Origin of the sequence: Rhodoligotrophos appendicifer (assembly GCF_007474605.1) — a bacterium.
GTDB classification, from domain to species: Bacteria; Pseudomonadota; Alphaproteobacteria; order Rhizobiales; family Im1; genus Rhodoligotrophos; species Rhodoligotrophos appendicifer.
In genome coordinates, this window is the sequence record NZ_VHKL01000015.1 from 13,431 (window position 1) to 29,983 (window position 16,553).

Here is a 16,553-nt window from a genome sequence, read left to right on the forward strand (position 1 = left end):
TTCACTCCGCATCATCCCCCGGAACGTCTACCGGCTCCTCGAGCACCTCTCTCACATAGAGAAGTTTCACCATCACGAAGATGACAACGGTCAAGGGCATGCCGAACAGGAACCCCAGGGGACCGAACAGCAGGCCCAACGCCAGGACGACGAACAGGCCCAGCACCGGCGGCAGGTCCACCGTCTGCCTCTGGACCAGCGGAACGACCACGTTGTTCTCGATTTGCTGGATGAGAAGATAGAGGCCCATCACCCAGTACACGGTCGTATCTCCCACGGACAGCGCCACGAGGATCGCCGGAATCGCGCTGAGGATAGGACCAAAATAGGGGATGAATTCGAGCAGCCCCGCCAGGATCCCCAGCGTGAGCGCGGAAGGGACGCCGATGATGAAGAGCCCGATGGTCGTCGCCACCCCGACGAACAGCATCGTCAGCAATTGGCCCAGGAGCCAGAGCTTCAGCGCCTCCCCGGAATGGTCGAGTGCAGCACGGGCGTGCTTCCGGCTTTCGCGCGGAAACAGGGTGACGAAACCACGTTTGTAAAGGTCTGGATCCACGGCCAGATAGGCGCCCGCCACCAGGATCAGGATACCGCCCGACAGCGCGGTGACGACGTTGGATGTGTATCCCGCGATGCTCCCGAAGACCCCGCCGCGGTTGAGGATCTGGGTTGCCTGCTCGCCCAGCCTGTCCCAGAGATCGGGAATTCCAACTTGGTGTCCTACGGACGAAATCATGCTTGGAAAGGTCTGGATCAGAGCCATGACCTGGGCCTGAATCTGGCTGCCGAAGACAAACAGGAATCCGCCGATGCTGACGGCGACGAGGATGAGGACGATAGCCAGCCCCGCCATCCGCCCGATCGGCGTGTACTTCTCCAGGAACTGTGACGCAGCCACCAGCAGCGATGCGAAGATGATGGATCCGAAAACCAGCAGCAGCAGCTGCGACAATTGGTAGATCAGCAGGATGGCGACGAGCGCCAGAGCGGTCCCCAGGGTCTGCGTGATAAACCGCCTCGAGGGCTGGAGATGGTCCACTGTGTATCCGCCGCGATCTGACTGCCATGGCAATGAGGGTGATGGTCGAACTCCTCGGCGACGCTGCCTGAACTCTCCCAAGGCTTAAAAAAGCAGTTCCGGGAACTTCTACAAGACAGGAAACGTGTCAAGAAAGCAGATATTGTTGTGATCTCCTCTTTCGCGAGCTCGTTATCCGACTGCCGATAACGCCGCTCCATCCGGCGGGGTGAACGGTTCCGACCATGAGCAGGCGAGCATCTCGGGCAGTATTCAGCAATCGCGTCGTCCTCGATTGTTCACTGTGGATGTTGAGCCTGAAGCCTTTGCTCTGGATGCTGCGATCGTTCTGTGGTGTCCGCCTCACCGCGCGGGGCGCAATGATCGACCCGGCGGTGCAACCATTCTGCCGCGTCTCTGTTTCAAAAGGGCAGTGTACGAACGCGAAAGCCCTTCCATGCCGCAGATCTTCACGGCGTCGGCGGATACGTGGCTCCGAGCCATGCTCCTGCTGGCCGTGCTTGTGATCTGTGCAGGGATCCTGCTCATCGGCGGCTACATGGACTCGAGCTACGCCACGCTGGTGGGGTGGGTACGCGATCAGCCGGTGCCCTTCAGTCACGAACACCATGTGCGCGGCCTTGGCATCGATTGTCGCTACTGCCACACCTCAGTCGAGATTGGGCCGCAAGCCGGACTGCCCGCGACCCATATCTGCATGACCTGCCACTCACAGGTCTGGACGGGCGCTCCCATGCTTGCACCGGTGCGCGAAAGCCTAGCCAAGGACACGCCCTTGCAATGGCATCGAGTCGCGCGTGTGCCCGACTACGTCTATTTCAACCACTCGATCCACATCGCCCGCGGCGTCCCCTGCGTCACCTGTCATGGCCGTGTCGATCAGATGCCTCTGCTCGCCCGTGCGGAACCCTTTCAGATGCAATGGTGTCTTGATTGTCACCGTAACCCCGCACCCAATCTGCGCCCGCCCGATCAGGTGACGCGGATGGACTGGAGTGATTGGGACAATCATCCCGAACAGCACAAGGAGTATGGTGCACTCATGGTGAAGGCATATGGAATTGAGCCCTCGAAGCTCGATGACTGTAGCATCTGCCATCGATGAAACGGATGCCGCATAGGGATGCCGGGACATCTGTTCACCGCCTGCGCGACACTCGGGGGGAGCGGACCGGCCCGCGGTTCTGGCGTAGCCCCGATGAGTTGGCGCAGTCACCTGATTTCCGAGCCTTCCTCGAAGCCGAGTTTCCATCCTCGGCTCCGGCAGGCGCGGACGTCGATCGTCGTGCGGTCCTCAAGGCGATGGCTGCGTCCTTAGCGCTCACCGGTCTCGCCGGCTGCTCGGCCGAGGCCGATGACAATGCCTTGCCCTATGTAAATGCGCCTGAATTTGTGATCCCCGGGGTGCCCAGGATGTACGCGACGGCCGTCACTCTGTCAGGATATGCCCAGCCGGCAATTGGCAAAACCTATGTGGGGCGTCCCGTGAAGCTCGAGGGGAACGACGAGCATCCCGCCACCCGCGGCGCGACCGACCCCTTCCTGCAGGCAGCGATCCTTGGTCTTTACGATCCGGAACGGTCTCAGTCTCCCCTTTTTCTGGGACGCGCTACCGCCTGGGAGGCCTTCGATGCAACCATGATGGCGCAGGCGGGGGCGCACGATGGTCGCCGGGGCGAAGGATTTCGCCTGCTGACGGGAGCCGTCACCTCCCCGACCATGCTTCGGCAGATCGATGAATTGATGGCGCGCTGGCCCATGGCACGGTGGCATGTCACGGAGCCGGTGAACCAGGCTTCGGCTCTTGCGGCGACGCGAGAGGTGTTCGGGCGGCCGTTGGATCACCATCTCCAGCTTGATCGCGCCGAGCTCGTGATCAGCTTCGATCATGACGTCTTGGGCCCCGGACCCTGCCAGGCAGTCCACGGCAGGCGCTGGTCCGACCGCAGGCTCGCTGCCCAGCAGGGTCATGGAGGATCGCGGCTGTTCGTGGCCGAGCCGAGCTTGTCGATCACGGGATCGCGTGCCGAAGACCATCTGATCACGCGCTTCGAGCACACGGGTAAGCTCGTATACGCGCTTGCCGCGGCAGTGGGCGTCGCTGGCGCCAAGATGCCGGAATTGACTCCGCCGGAGCGCGTCTGGCTTGAGCGGATAGCCGATGCCCTTGATGGCCAGGCTGGGCGCGCTCTGGTAACCGTCGGCCCACAGCATTCAACGGAGATCCATGCCTGGGCCATCCTGATCAATGAGCGGATCGGAGCCCTGGGCAAGACGCTTCTGTACACCGATCCCATCGCCACCGCGCCCCCTGACGGAGAGCGATCGCTGGAGGCATTGGTCTCCGAAATGGCTGCCGGCCGGGTGACGACCCTGGCCATGATCGACGTCAATCCAGTCTATGCCACCCCGGCCGATCTCGGCTTCGCCGCCGCCTTGGACAAAGTCGGGCTGCGCATCCATGCCGGTCTCCATGCCGATGAAACGGCGGCCCTTTGTCATTGGCACCTGCCGCTGCAGCATGAATTGGAGAGCTGGAGCGATGCTCGGGCAGTGGACGGTACAGTCAGCATCATTCAACCGTTGGTGCGCCCCTTCTATGCCGTCCGCTCGCTTCATTCGGTTCTGCAAAACCTGAGCGGCTCCGGCAGCGGCGATCGCGACATCGTCACGAGCACCTGGCGTGCTGAATGGGGGCAGCAATTCGAGGCAAACTGGGCGGAAGCCCTGGTGCGGGGCTTCGTGCCCGACAGCGCGGCACCTTTAATCGCGCCCGACATCGCGACACGCTCGATCAATCCTCCTTCACAGGTCGAGGAAAGAGGGCTCGCGCTTGTGATCCGGCCGGATCCCACCATCTGGGACGGTCGCTTTGCCACCAATGCCTGGCTGCAGGAAACGCCGAAACCACTGACCAAGATCACCTGGGGCAATGCTATTCTGATCAGTCCGCAGCTGGCGACTGCCCGGGGCATTACCAACGGAGACGAGCTTTGCGTCGAGGCGGATGGTCAGACTGTGACGGGCGGTGCCTGGGTCATGCCCGGCCAGGAGCCGAACACGGTGCTCGTGACGCTGGGATACGGTCGCAGCCGCGCCACGCTGGCGAACGATCTGGGCGTCAACGCCTATGCGCTGTGCCGGCAGACAATGCCTTGGTACGTCGGCGGCGTCACCCTGACAGCGACGGGCGAGAGGCAAGTGATCGCCAGCACACAGCTGCACCAGGCTATGGACGGCTTCGACTTCGTACGTGTGGTGGATCGCGCTCGACCCGATGCCACAAAGCAACGCACCGTACCCGGTCCTGAAGACGCCCATCAGAACGGAGCGTGGGCACCCACCTTCTATCCGGTGCGAGAGTGGGACAGCCCTTCCTGGGGCATGTCCATCGATCTTGATCTCTGTATCGGCTGCAATGCCTGCGTCGTTGCTTGCGTCGCCGAGAACAATGTTCCCGTGGTCGGCAAGGAGCTCGTGGCCCAGGGGCGGGAGATGCACTGGCTCCGCGTCGATCATTATTTCGAGGGCGACCCCGAGGCCCCACGCTCGCATTTCCAACCTGTGCCCTGCATGCATTGCGAGCAGGCGCCTTGCGAAATGGGCTGTCCCGTGAACGCCACGGTTCACAGTTCGGACGGATTGAACCTGCAGGTCTACAACCGCTGCATCGGGACCCGTACCTGTTCGTCCTATTGTCCCTACAAGGTGCGCCGCTTCAACTGGTTCGACTTCACGGGCGATGACCCGGAATCGATGCGCGCCATGCGCAACCCGGACGTGACGGTGCGCAGCCGCGGGGTAATGGAGAAGTGCACCTACTGTGTTCAACGGATCAGCGAGGCGCGCATCGCCGCAAAGAAGGAAGGCCGCGAGTTCACCGGCGGAGAGGTGACGACTGCCTGCCAGCAGGCCTGCCCCACAAAAGCGATCGTGTTTGGCAACGTCGAGGATCCCGCATCGGAAGTGAGCGGACGTAAGGCGAGCCCGCGCGATTACAGCCTGCTCGAAGAAGCGAACACCTGGCCTCGCACCACCTATTTGGCGCGGATCGAGGACAGGGGTGGGAGCGGCACGCAATGACCGAGAGGCCAGCCGACGCGCGCCAGGACCATTACGCCGCCGTGACCGATGAGATTACCCGCCTCCCCCTCGCCTATCCCGATCCGCGCGGCTGGTGGATCTGCTTCGGATTGTCTCTTTGTCTGCTGCTGTTGTTTGCGGTCTCCGCCGGAGTGCTGTTCTGGTACGGCGTCGGCATGTGGGGCAACAACATTCCCGTGAATTGGGGGCTGGCGATTTCCAATTACATCTGGTTTCTCGGCATCGGCCACGCGGGAACCTTGATTTCAGCGCTGCTCTTGCTGCTCAATGCCCATTGGCGCAATTCTCTCAACCGTTTTGCCGAGGCAATGACGCTCTTCGCCGTCATCTGCGCCGGGCTGTATCCGATCCTTCATCTCGGACGACCGTGGCGCTTCTACTGGATGGCGCCCTATCCCAACACCATGGACATCTGGCCGCAGTTCAAGAGCCCGCTCACCTGGGATTTCTTTGCAGTGCTGACCTATCTCATCGTGTCGGTCTTGTTCTGGTATATCGGGATCGTTCCCGACCTTGCAGCCACCCGCGACCGGGCGCGCAAACGGTGGCAGCAGGTCTTCTACGGCCTTTTCTCGTTGGGCTGGCGGGGTTCGGCCCGGCATTGGGCGCGCTGGCGCCAATCCTACCGCCTGACCGCCGCCATTGCGGTGCCGCTCGTTGTCTCCGTGCATTCCGAGATCTCGCTCCTGTTTGCCGCCGGCCCTATCCCCGGGTGGAACTCGACCGTCTTTCCCCCCTATTTCGTCCTTGGTGCGGCTTTTTCCGGGTTTGCGATCGTCTCCATGATCGCGGTCATCCTGCGTGACGTTCTGCACCTTCGGGATCTGGTGACGCCGCGCCATCTCGATCTGCTCGGCAAGCTGCTCCTCGCCACCGGGCTCATGACCGCCTACGGCTATTTCGCCGAAGTCTTCGATGGCCTTTATGCCGGCGGCAAGCAGGAACTGGGCACACTTTCGGACAGGATGACCGGTGTCTACGCCTGGAGCTACTGGGGTGCCATCATCGCCAACTTCGTGCCCTTGCAGCTTCTCTGGTGGCGCTGGGCGCGGACGGCTCCCCTCGTGCTCTTCCTGATCGGCGTCTCGGTCGCCATCGGCATGTGGTTCGAGCGCTACATGCTGCTCGTGACGTCACTCTATCGCGATTATCTGGTCTCCTCCTGGGGTGAATATCACGCGTCCTTCTGGGAATGGAGCCTGTTTGCCGGCATGATCGGCGTCTTCCTTGTGCCTTTTCTTCTGTTTGTCCGCTTTCTGCCGGTGATTTCCTCCTTCGAAGTGAAAGAGGCCTTCTTCGAGGAGCAGCAGGAGCGCCGCCATGCGTGAACCGACGCCGCACGAAGAGGTCTTTGGCCTCCTGGCAGAGTTCGATGATCCCGATGCCCTCAAGAAAGCCGTCCACAAAAGCTGCGATGCAGGCTACCGGTGCATAGACGCCTATACGCCGTTTCCGATCGAGGGTTTGGCGGAAGCGATGGGCTTCAAGGATCGGCGCGTCGCCTGGCTGACACTCGCCGGTGGTTTCTTGGGCGCGGCGACCGGCTATGGGCTGCAGGTCTATACCAATCTGGATTTCCCGATCGACATCGGCGGCCGCCCGTTGATCGCCTGGCCGGCCTTCATGCTGATCACCTTCGAGGTCACCGTGCTGTTTGCGGTCCTGTTCTCGATATTCGGCATGTTGGCGCTCAATCACCTCCCGCGGCTCCATCATCCGATCTTCGACATTCCCGAATTTCACCTCGCCAGTTACGACAAGTTCTTCCTCGTGCTGTTCAGCACTGATGAGAAGTTCGACCGGGAGAGCACGCGCGGCTTCCTCGAAGGTTTGGATCCGGTGACCATCGTTCCGGTCGAGCATACGGAGGAGCCGGAATGAAGCTCCACCTGCTGGTCCTGCTGGCGGCGCTTGCTGTTTCTGCCTGCGATGAAATGAGCGACCAGCCGCGCTATGACGAATATGCGCCGAGCACCCTCTTTCCCGACGGCAAATCGATGCAGTCACCGCCCGCCGGCACCATGGCACGCGGTGACCCTGAACCGCTCACATCGCTGCGCGAACGGCCACCCATGAGTTTGGCACTGCTCAAGCGCGGCCAGGAACGCTTCGGCATCTACTGCACGCCATGCCATGACGCTGCTGGAACGGGGCATGGAACGGTCCCGTCGCGCGGCTTTCCAAACCCGCCGAGCTTTCATATCCAGCGTCTGGTCGATGCCCCCTCGCGCTATTTTGTCGATGTCATCACCCATGGCCATGGCGTGATGTACTCTTATGCGGATCGGGTGGTGCCCGCTGACCGGTGGGCGATTACGGCTTATATTCGCGCGCTGCAACTGAGTGCGAATACACCCGTCGCGGCTCTGAGCCGCGCGGAGCGGACACGGCTTCGCGAGGCTTCGCCATGAGAGCCTTCAGGATGCAGGGGCCACGACTTCAGCGGCTTACAGCCTTCGGGTCATGTGCTCTGCTGTTCGCACTAGTTCTCATGCTGGTCTCGCCCAAAGCGGCAGTGGCCGGGTGGCTCTCCGGCTTTGTCCTCGTCGGCAGCATACCGATGGGGGGGCTGGTCCTCACCATGATGATCCGCCTGATTCCTGGCGCGTGGGCGGCTGATCTTGCGCCGGACGCCGAGGCCACGCTCCTGTCTCTGCCACTGGCCTTCCTGGCCGCGCTGCCGCTTCTGTGGGGACTTCATGCGCTCTATCCTTGGGCGCAGGCTGCTCCCCAGAAGGCGTTTCAAGCGATCTATCTCACGCCGCTGTTCTTCGCCCTGCGGACGGTTGCCTTCTTTCTCGTCACGATTGCACTCGCCTATCTGCTGGTGTCCCGCCGCGATTGGTCGGTTCCCCTGGCATCGGGCGGTCTCATCGCCATTGTACTCATCGACACGCTGATCGTCACGGACTGGCTGATGTCGTTGGAGCCGAATTTCCATTCATCCGGGTTCGGCCTCTACATCCTGTCGATCCAGGTGACCATTGCGCTTGCCTCGCTCATCCTGTTCCGCCTCGCCCAAGGGCGACCGCCAGCGCGAACGGGAATACTGGGCGCGCTGTTGCTGACGGCCATCCTGGTCTGGGCCTATCTTGCCTTCATGCAATATTTCATTCTCTGGTCGGGCAACCTGCCCGACGGGGTGCTCTGGTATCAAAGCCGCAACGAAGGCATCTGGACAGTCACCGCCTATGCCATCGCCATTCTTCAGTTGGGCCCGGGTTTCCTGCTGTTGTTTCCCCCGATCCGCGCGGGCCGCTGGTGGGTGCTGATGCTCGCCGGCTCAGTGCTGGTCAGCAAATGCTTGGAGATTGCCTGGCTGGTATTCCCAGCGGTTGCGGCACCTCTTGGCACCGGCTTCTTGGTCATGATCCTGACCTCTGCTGGGCTCGTTCTGACCGGAGCGGCGTGGATCGGGATGGTCAGCCAATCTCCTGTGGCGCCTGTTTACAACAAGGCGGTGCATCGATGACCGAACGAGAAAATCCGTGCTTCGAACCGCGTGACATGCCGGCGCGGGGCGTGGTCTACGCTCTTGGTGGGTTATTCGCGGGCATTGGACTTGCGATCGCGCTGGTCGGAGGCTTGTCGACGGTGCTGACGCCTGGGGATCGCAGCCCATCCACACGGCTCGAGCGGCAACGCATCGTTCCTCCCCCGCCGCGGCTGCAGACCGATCCGCAGGCGGATCTCGTTCGCCAAGGGACCATGCAAGCTAAGCAGCTCGAGCGCTATGGCTGGACTGACAGGCTGGCGGGCCGGGCACGCATCCCCATAGAGCGCGCCATGGACCTGCTCGCCGAGAGCGGTTGGCCTGACTTCGACAGGAACCGCCCATGAGCCGGTTTCTCGCCTTGCTCATTCTGGTGCTTGCCGTCTGCCCTGCTGCCGCTTTCGACCCCTTTGATCGGGCCGGAATCGATCAGCGCCCCGGAGTTCAGGTCCCGCTTGACCTCACATTCCAGGACGAGAGCGGGAAGACGGTCACCTTGCGCGAAGTGGCTGGCGGAAAGCCGATCCTCCTTGCTCCGGTGCTGCATCAATGTCCCAATATCTGCGGCGTCACACTTGCGGGCCTCGCCCAGGCCATCGAGGCGCAGACATTCGTGCCCGGGCAGGACTTCGCACTCGTCGCCTTCGGCATTGATCCTAAGGAGGGCCCTCCGCAAGCAGTGGCGTCACTGGCCCGACTGCAGCAAGCATTCCCCTCGCTTTCTGGCGGGGTCGTGCACGCTGTCACCGGCATCAAGCCCAATATTGCCGCCGTGACGGACGCGCTGGGGTACAGCTATGCCTGGGACCCGCAGATCGGGCAATATGCTCACGTGGCGGCTGTCGCCGTGCTCACCGCGCAGGGCAAGCTGACACGCTGGCTCTATGGCGTTTCGCCTGGCCCTACGGACGTCAAGCTCGCATTGACGGAAGCCGGTGAAGGCAAGCTCGGCCGATGGAGCGATCAACTTCTCCTGCTCTGCTATCACTATGATCCACAAACGGGACGTTACGGCCCCGTCATCTGGGGAACACTCCGTGTTGCAGGAGCCGCCACCGTTGCCGTCGGCCTCGGGTTCATCGGCTTCTCCCTCCTGAGGGAACGGCGCAAGAATGGGCGGAGCGCGCCATGAGCGGTTTCGTCGCCATTTGGCCGGGTCAGGCCTCCGCCTATAGTGGTCAAGTCGACACGCTGATCCTGGCCTTCACGATTCTCATCATCGCGCTGTCCGCACCCGTATTCATCCTGATGCTGGTCTTCGCAATCAAGTATCGCCGCGGAAAACCCGCCGACCGCAAGCACCCGGTCAATCAGCGTGTCGGTCTCGAAATCTCCTGGGCCTTAATTCCCTTCGTGCTGATCCTCGTCTTTTTCGTCTGGTCAACGGACCTCTTCTTCGAACTCCACACCAATCCAGTCGATGCCCTGGAGATCGACGTCATCGCCAAGCAATGGATGTGGAAGTTCCAGCATCCGGGAGGCCAGCGTGAGATCGACGAAGTGCATGTGCCCGCAGGGGAACCGGTGAAGCTCACCATGGCCTCTCAGGACGTGATCCACAGCCTGTTCATTCCTGCCTTGCGCATCAAGCAGGACCTCGTGCCTGGCCGCTACACGAGCTTGTGGTTCACCGCCGACAAGCCCGGCAGCTATGCGCTCGCCTGTGCGGAGTTTTGCGGGGCGGAGCACTCCTCCATGGGAGGCAGGTTCATCGTTATGACGCCGACCGATTATTCCGCTTGGCTCGAGCAGTCGACGGTCGACTCGTCACTTGCCGAGCAAGGCGCCGCGTTGTTCCGCAGCCGTGGCTGCAGCGGCTGCCACGGTCCTTCCGCGACCGTCCACGCACCGTCCCTGGAGGGGCTCTATGGCAGTCCCGTGCCGCTGGAGGATGGTCAGGTGGTCACCGCGGATGAGCAATACCTTCGCGACAGCATCCTCCTGCCGCAGTCCCAGATTGCGGCAGGCTATCCACACATCATGCCAACATTTAAGAGTGTCCTGTCGGAGGAGGAGGTCCTGAAGCTCCTGGCCTACATCAAATCCCGAGCCGGCAAAGGGGGCCCGCAATGAGCGATCTGGCAACCTCCGATCATTATGGCCGGACCGCTGACGATGGCGGGGTATCGGAGACTGGCACACAGCGGCAAAGCTATCTACGCGCTGGCCACACCTTGCGCTCATGGCTCTTCACCACCGACCATAAGCGCATCGCCATCCTCTATTTGATTTCGATCACGACCTTCTTCTTCATCGGCGGCGCGGCGGCAGCCCTGATGCGCGCCGACCTGCTGACCCCGCAAGGCGATCTTCTGTCTGACGAGGGATACAACCGGGCCTTCACGCTGCACGGCGTGATCATGGTGTGGTTCTTCCTGATCCCCTCCATTCCGAACACCTTCGGCAATTTCCTGATTCCGCTGATGATTGGCGCCCGCGATCTGGCCTTTCCGCGCCTCAACCTGCTGAGCTGGTACATCTACATGCTCGGCGGGCTGTTCACCGTATATGTGCTGATCACCGGCGGGGTCGACACCGGCTGGACATTTTACACGCCGCTTTCTTCGATGTTTTCAAACGGCAATGTGGTGATAGCCGCGACAGCGGTCTTCGTCGTCGGCTTTTCCTCGATCCTCACCGGCCTCAACTTCATCGTCACCGTGCACAAGCTGCGTTGCCCGGGCATGACTTGGGGCCGCCTGCCGTTGTTCGTGTGGTCGCATTACGCCACCTCAATCATCCTTGTCCTGGCGACACCCGTGCTGTCGATCACACTCGTTCTGATCGCTGCCGAGCGCCTGTTTGGCCTCGGCATCTTCGATCCCAAGCTGGGAGGCGATCCGCTGCTCTATCAGCACCTGTTCTGGTTCTACAGTCACCCGGCCGTTTACATCATGGTGCTGCCGGCTCTTGGTGTCGTCAGCGAGTTGATTGCAGCCGCCGCCCACAAGCCGATCTTCGGCTACTGGTTCGTCGCCGGATCCTCGATTGCCATCGCGATCATCGGGTTTCTGGTCTGGGGCCATCATATGTTTGTTTCGGGCCAATCCATGTATGCGAGCGCGATCTTTTCCCTGCTCAGCCTCGTGGTGGCGGTCCCTTCCGGGATCAAGGTCTATAATTGGACAGCGACGCTCTACAAGGGCCATATCTCGCTCGATCCGCCGTTCCTTTTCGCGATGGGGTTCGTCGGGCTGTTCGTCGTTGGTGGCCTCACCGGCCTAATCCTCGCGATGCTGGCCATCGACGTGCATGTCCACGACACCTATTTCGTCGTAGCGCATTTCCACTACATCATGGTTGGTGGCACGGTTTCAGCGTTCTTTGGTGCTCTGCACTTCTGGTGGCCCAAGATGATCGGCCGCACCTATTCGCTTGTTTGGGGAAGAATCTCGGCCGCACTGATCTTCCTCGGCTTCAATCTCACCTTTTTTCCGCAGTTCATTCTTGGTTATCTCGGCATGCCGCGCCGGTATCACAGCTATGATCCCAGCTTTCAGGTCTTGCACGTATTCTCGTCGAGCGGGGCGGTCATCCTCGGTGCAGCTTATCTGCTGCCCTTCGCGTATCTTTTCTATTCGATGCGCTGCGGTGCGCCGGCGGAGGCAAACCCCTGGGATGCGCGCGGCCTCGAATGGACTGTTCCCTCACCCCCGCCGAGAGAGAATTTCGAGACGATCCCTGTCGTCACTCGTCCACCCTACGATTATCCTGTCGAGCGAGAGGGCGGAGATGACTGACCGAGTTCAGTTGCACGAGCCCTATAGTGACTCAGGTCAGCAGCACGAAGCCGACATGATGGGAATGTCGGTCTTCCTGGCCAGTGAGATCATGCTGTTCGGGGGGCTCGTGATTGCGATCCTGGTGATCCGGTACCTGCATCCGGCTGAGACGGTAGAAGCCTCGAAAAGCCTGCATCTGTGGATCGGCGCACTTAATACGGTTGTACTGCTGACTTCGAGCCTCCTGGTCGCCTTGGGCGTGACCGCCGCGCGCGCGGCCTCTGCGTGGTGGACGACGCGCTGTCTGTTCGGGGTCGCCATCCTCGGGCTGGTCTTTCTCGGCCTTAAAACCTATGAATATTCTCTGGAATATGCCGACGGCGTGTTGCCTGTGCTCAGCGATCCGCCCCGCTTTTCCGGTTCGATCGAGCACCTCTTCATGAACGTCTACCTGATGGCCACCGGACTACATGCTGTTCACGTCAGCATTGGCATCGCGCTGTTGGCGGGGCTCGCCTGGCGCGTCGGCCGCGGTGGTCTGCAACTGCCGCAAGAAACTGTGACGATTGAAGTTTCTGGCCTCTATTGGCATCTGGTCGACGTGATTTGGGTGTTTCTCTATCCCATCCTCTATCTTGCGCGATGAGGCTGATGAAACAGATCAGACCAATACTACTGACTTGGGCAGCGCTGCTGGGTTTGCTTGCCGCCACGGTCGGCGCCAGCTTCGTTCTGACGGGGCCGCTCAGCCTGGCCGCGGGTCTGGTGATTGCGGCAGCCAAGGCCGCATTGATCTACTGGGTCTTCATGCATCTGCGTGAGGAGAGCGGCCTCGTGAGGATCTTCGCCATGGGTGCCGGCGCGTGGCTGATGATTCTCTGCCTTCTCTCGATGAGTGACTACGTCACCCGCAGCACAGGATGATAATGCGAAACAATGTCTGGTTTGCCGATCCAAGCAGCGAAGTACCGTGCATCAAAAAAGATGCGGATCCAGGAGTTCAGCCGCCATTCCCGGTAGAGGCACTCACTCCGCGCCTTTTGACGAAGCGACCGAGGCTCAAGCCTTGGACGATGATCGTGAACAGCACAACCGCGTAAGTGCCGGCAAGGATCAGAGGGCGGGCCTCGGTGTCCGGCAAGGACAGTGCGAGGGCGACTGAGATGCCGCCTCTGAGTCCGCCCCAGGTGAGCACGGAGATCGTTCCCGGAACGAAGCGCTGCCAGCAGCTCAGGATGGTGACCGCAGAGGCGACGGAGATGAAGCGGGCCGCGGTGACGAGAGGAATAACGATCAACGCGATCCAGCCAAAGGAAGGATCGAAGCGCAAGACCAGCACCTCAAGGCCAATCAATAGGAACAGCACGGCATTGAGCATCTCGTCGATCAGAGTCCAGAAGCCAAAGACATATCGCCTCGTGACGTCGCTCATCGCATGCGACGCCCCGCGATTGCCGATCAGCACGCCAGCGACGACGACGGAGATCGGGCCGCTCATATGCAGCTGGTCGGCAATCGCGTAAGTGGCCGTTACGAGTGCGAGCGAGATCATCACTTCGACTGAGAAATCGTCAATAGCCCGCATGGCCTGATAGGCGACGATCCCGGTCACCAAGCCAAGCGCTGCACCACCCCCTGCTTCCAGGAGGAGAAGGCGAGCGATGGTGCTTGCGCCGAGGTCGTCTCCCCCAGCCGTTGCTGCCTGCAGAGCAATCGTGAACAGGACGACAGCCACGCCGTCGTTAAACAGAGACTCGCCCGAAATATCAGTCTCAAGCGATTCCGGCACCTTCACAGCCCTTATGGTCGAAAGCACGGCGACCGGATCCGTCGGGGCGATCAGCGTGCCGAACACGAGGCACCAGGCAAATCCGATCGGCAGGTTCAAGCCTCTCGCGGCCAGCCAAAGCCCGGTCGCAACGATGAACATTGAGATGACGACGCCCCCTGTCGCGAGGAGGCCGACCGCGGCAGCCCGAGAGCGCAATCGTCCCAGGTCTACATGAAGAGCACCCGCAAACAGCAGGAAGGCTAGCATTCCGTGCATGACGGCTTCGTAGAAATCGATCTGTTGCAAAGCGTTGGTGAGTACATTGTAAACTGGTGTGTTGGGGAAGAGCACTTCGATCGCAATCAGCACCAGGGAACTGCCGAGGCCCATCAATAAAAGCCCGATATTGGCCGGCAGGCTCAGAAACCGCTCGTTCAACCAGGCAAAGATGGCAGTCAGCGTCAAGAGGGCGGCGCTCAACTGAAAGAGCGTAAGCATAATCGGCCTCTGCGAGTGCCTCTCAAATGAGAGATCGCAATGTTTTCATCTGTGACTTCGTAGTCGATGAGCCCACCTCAGTCAAAGCCACAGGCGGTTGCTTTGACTTCGGAGATCGCCTCAGCAGGTCGACGGCAGCATTTAGACGCGGCCACACTGCGTGTACACACGGCGATAGATGTTGAACAGGCTCATTAGGACCCTCGACGCTCTCGATCAGCGCGATGGTGATCAGCGCGAAGGGAACATGACGGTCATAGCGCTTCACACTTCACACGGAGGCAGTGGTCATCGACAGGATGCACCCACAATCTCCAGAATCTGAGTGTTCGCTCGCGTATAGGTACGCTGCAGCGTTGATGCCTCCCGGCTGTAGTCCGCCCATTTTCCGATGCATTTTCGACTCAAGTCGCTTGAGCCTCTGCATGCATGGTGGTCCGCTTTGCAGCCTGCTTCACGAGCAGGAAAGCGATCGGCTCTGGGTTTCTCATTGCGCGGTCGCCGGTGCGCTGCGTTCGCGATAAGAGGGAAGGTCCGACGCATCATCGGGAAGGGGATGTGCCTCAAGATCCGCGATCAGCGATTCCATCTCCCCGATTTCGCGGACCTGCGTTTCAATAATTCCGTCGGCCAGCTTTCGCACGCGCGGATCCCTGATATGCGCGCGCTCGCTGGTCATGATTGCTATTGAGTGATGAGGGATCATCGCTTTCATGTAGCTGACATCGTAAACCGTATTCTGACTGCGCACGAGCCATAGCGACGTGGCAAAGATCACAATGCTCGTTGCGATAATGGCTGCGTTCAACGCCTTGTTCTTATACATCGACCACATGAACCCGATCATGATAATGGCCATTACGGCGCCCATCAGCAAAGCCATCCATGTCCTGGTCTGGCTGTAGGTCACGTGATCGAGAGCATAGGTATTCAAGTACATCAGTCCGAACATGACCACAGTCGAGGCGACGATCATGGCGGCGAAACGGCCGTAAGTCATAGCTGTCTTCCTTCTGTTATTTTACGAGCATCCAACGGCCACTGCGATCATCATCAGGTCTTCGGTCAGTGAGATGAAGCCCAGCGGGCCGTTGCTGTTGCCGCCAACGCAGGCGCATTTAAGCTCACGCCGGTCAATGTAGACGGCCTTGAACATTGAGACGGCACCGATCGTGGCGATCACGAGTGTGACAGGAATGGCGAGCCACAGAAGTACCCCGGCGATCATCAGGACGCCTGCCAGTGCTTCTCCAAAGGGATAGAGATAGGAATATCGCATCCCATCACTGGCAAGCAGATCATATCCGAGAAACATATTGGAGAAGCTCTCGACGTCGCAAGCTTCAAGATCGCCAAGATGCACATCGATATAGCGATAAGCCATTCAGTCGCTCAGATTGTCAGTAGATTTCCAAATGCTGCCCAAGCAAAGGCCAGGACGCCCGACATCCCAGCCGCCGACTACGTAGACGATCCGCGAGCGCAGGTGATCGCCGCTGCGGTGGCGCGGCTGAACGAGCTGTGCGAGAATTGGCTGAACCCTGCCGACCTGGCAATTCGGGAGCCCGAACCGGTCTCCGGCTGCCCCAATCGTGTCCTGCCGAAGGATGAGGGGGCTGCGAAGGAGCTAAAGAAGCGAACGCTCCCTAACCTCTACAACGCTCTCCCGCAATGGCTGGTGAACGCGTACGCCGCGCTCGATGCGGCAGTCGCTGATGCCTACAGCTGGGGAGAGGACTGTCGCACCGGCCGACTGGATGACGACGAAAGCCTCTCCCGCCTGTTCGCGCTCAACCAGGCCCGTTCCGCTGAAAGATGTTGATGTCGGCTGTTGCCCAGATACCAGTTTAGTTTGATCCGAAGCAGACATTCGGCGAGCCTATAAGGTAGAGGATCTTAAGTCAGAAGCCCCCGATTTGGACT

Annotated in this window: 16 protein-coding genes and 1 pseudogene; 13 read left to right on the plus strand and 4 right to left on the minus strand. The window is 60.6% G+C overall.

Annotation, left to right across the window (positions count from 1 at the left end; all coding sequences use genetic code 11):
* Position 1 precedes the first annotated feature (1 nt).
* Positions 2-1,042, minus strand: coding sequence for an AI-2E family transporter (locus FKM97_RS24040; protein ID WP_170241118.1), 1,041 nt, complete (start codon positions 1,040-1,042; stop codon positions 2-4).
* A gap of 436 nt (positions 1,043-1,478) precedes the next feature.
* Between FKM97_RS24040 and FKM97_RS24045 the strand changes: the two genes are divergently transcribed.
* The 12 genes from FKM97_RS24045 to FKM97_RS24100 are packed head-to-tail and all read left to right on the plus strand — an operon-like array spanning position 1,479 to position 13,285.
* Positions 1,479-2,147, plus strand: coding sequence for a cytochrome c3 family protein (locus FKM97_RS24045; RefSeq protein WP_144295015.1), 669 nt, complete (start codon positions 1,479-1,481; stop codon positions 2,145-2,147).
* Between the two features lie 5 nt (positions 2,148-2,152).
* Positions 2,153-5,125, plus strand: a complete 2,973-nt coding sequence (locus FKM97_RS24050; RefSeq protein WP_144295016.1) for a TAT-variant-translocated molybdopterin oxidoreductase — start codon at positions 2,153-2,155, stop codon at positions 5,123-5,125.
* Positions 5,122-6,474, plus strand: a complete 1,353-nt coding sequence (gene nrfD, locus FKM97_RS24055) for an NrfD/PsrC family molybdoenzyme membrane anchor subunit (RefSeq protein ID WP_144295017.1) — start codon at positions 5,122-5,124, stop codon at positions 6,472-6,474. The genes FKM97_RS24050 and nrfD overlap by 4 nt, the downstream gene beginning before the upstream one ends.
* The gene (locus FKM97_RS24060) at positions 6,467-7,027 is read left to right on the plus strand and encodes a DUF3341 domain-containing protein (protein ID WP_144295018.1); all 561 of its coding nucleotides are present in this window, start codon (positions 6,467-6,469) and stop codon (positions 7,025-7,027) included. The genes nrfD and FKM97_RS24060 overlap by 8 nt, the downstream gene beginning before the upstream one ends.
* Positions 7,024-7,557 (plus strand): c-type cytochrome, encoded by a 534-nt coding sequence (locus FKM97_RS24065; RefSeq protein WP_144295019.1) that lies wholly within the window; start codon positions 7,024-7,026, stop codon positions 7,555-7,557. The genes FKM97_RS24060 and FKM97_RS24065 overlap by 4 nt, the downstream gene beginning before the upstream one ends.
* Positions 7,554-8,618 carry a hypothetical protein gene (locus tag FKM97_RS24070; protein ID WP_144295020.1) on the plus strand — a complete coding sequence of 355 codons (1,065 nt, stop codon included), beginning with the start codon at positions 7,554-7,556 and terminating at the stop codon, positions 8,616-8,618. Before FKM97_RS24065 ends, FKM97_RS24070 begins: the two co-directional genes overlap by 4 nt.
* Complete coding sequence (locus tag FKM97_RS24075; protein WP_144295021.1) at positions 8,615-8,986, plus strand: hypothetical protein; 372 nt, start codon at positions 8,615-8,617, stop codon at positions 8,984-8,986. Before FKM97_RS24070 ends, FKM97_RS24075 begins: the two co-directional genes overlap by 4 nt.
* Positions 8,983-9,771, plus strand: a complete 789-nt coding sequence (locus tag FKM97_RS24080) for an SCO family protein (RefSeq protein ID WP_144295022.1) — start codon at positions 8,983-8,985, stop codon at positions 9,769-9,771. The genes FKM97_RS24075 and FKM97_RS24080 overlap by 4 nt, the downstream gene beginning before the upstream one ends.
* The gene (gene coxB / locus FKM97_RS24085; RefSeq protein ID WP_144295023.1) at positions 9,768-10,712 is read left to right on the plus strand and encodes a cytochrome c oxidase subunit II; all 945 of its coding nucleotides are present in this window, start codon (positions 9,768-9,770) and stop codon (positions 10,710-10,712) included. The genes FKM97_RS24080 and coxB overlap by 4 nt, the downstream gene beginning before the upstream one ends.
* On the plus strand, positions 10,709-12,379 hold the full coding sequence (locus tag FKM97_RS24090) for a cytochrome c oxidase subunit I (protein ID WP_144295024.1): 1,671 nt from the start codon (positions 10,709-10,711) through the stop codon (positions 12,377-12,379). The genes coxB and FKM97_RS24090 overlap by 4 nt, the downstream gene beginning before the upstream one ends.
* Positions 12,372-13,007, plus strand: coding sequence for a cytochrome c oxidase subunit 3 (locus FKM97_RS24095; protein ID WP_144295025.1), 636 nt, complete (start codon positions 12,372-12,374; stop codon positions 13,005-13,007). The genes FKM97_RS24090 and FKM97_RS24095 overlap by 8 nt, the downstream gene beginning before the upstream one ends.
* Positions 13,008-13,012: 5 nt before the next feature.
* Entirely contained in the window at positions 13,013-13,285 is a 273-nt protein-coding gene (locus tag FKM97_RS24100) for a cytochrome C oxidase subunit IV family protein (RefSeq protein WP_170241119.1), read from the plus strand.
* Between the two features lie 76 nt (positions 13,286-13,361).
* Here FKM97_RS24100 and FKM97_RS24105 read toward each other — a convergent pair whose 3' ends face one another.
* The 3 genes and pseudogenes from FKM97_RS24105 to FKM97_RS24115 all read right to left on the minus strand — a co-directional run.
* A complete protein-coding gene (locus FKM97_RS24105; protein ID WP_144295027.1) occupies positions 13,362-14,630 on the minus strand; it encodes a cation:proton antiporter in 1,269 nt (422 codons plus the stop codon).
* A 487-nt stretch (positions 14,631-15,117) separates the two neighbouring features.
* A complete protein-coding gene (locus FKM97_RS24110) occupies positions 15,118-15,630 on the minus strand; it encodes a DUF305 domain-containing protein (protein ID WP_144295028.1) in 513 nt (170 codons plus the stop codon).
* 21 nt (positions 15,631-15,651) lie between these two features.
* A pseudogene (locus tag FKM97_RS24115) lies at positions 15,652-16,022 on the minus strand (MauE/DoxX family redox-associated membrane protein); the annotation flags it as partial.
* Between FKM97_RS24115 and FKM97_RS24120 the strand changes: the two are divergent.
* Positions 15,988-16,452, plus strand: a complete 465-nt coding sequence (locus FKM97_RS24120) for a hypothetical protein (protein WP_428977940.1) — start codon at positions 15,988-15,990, stop codon at positions 16,450-16,452. The pseudogene FKM97_RS24115 and the gene FKM97_RS24120 overlap by 35 nt on opposite strands.
* Positions 16,453-16,553 lie beyond the last annotated feature (101 nt).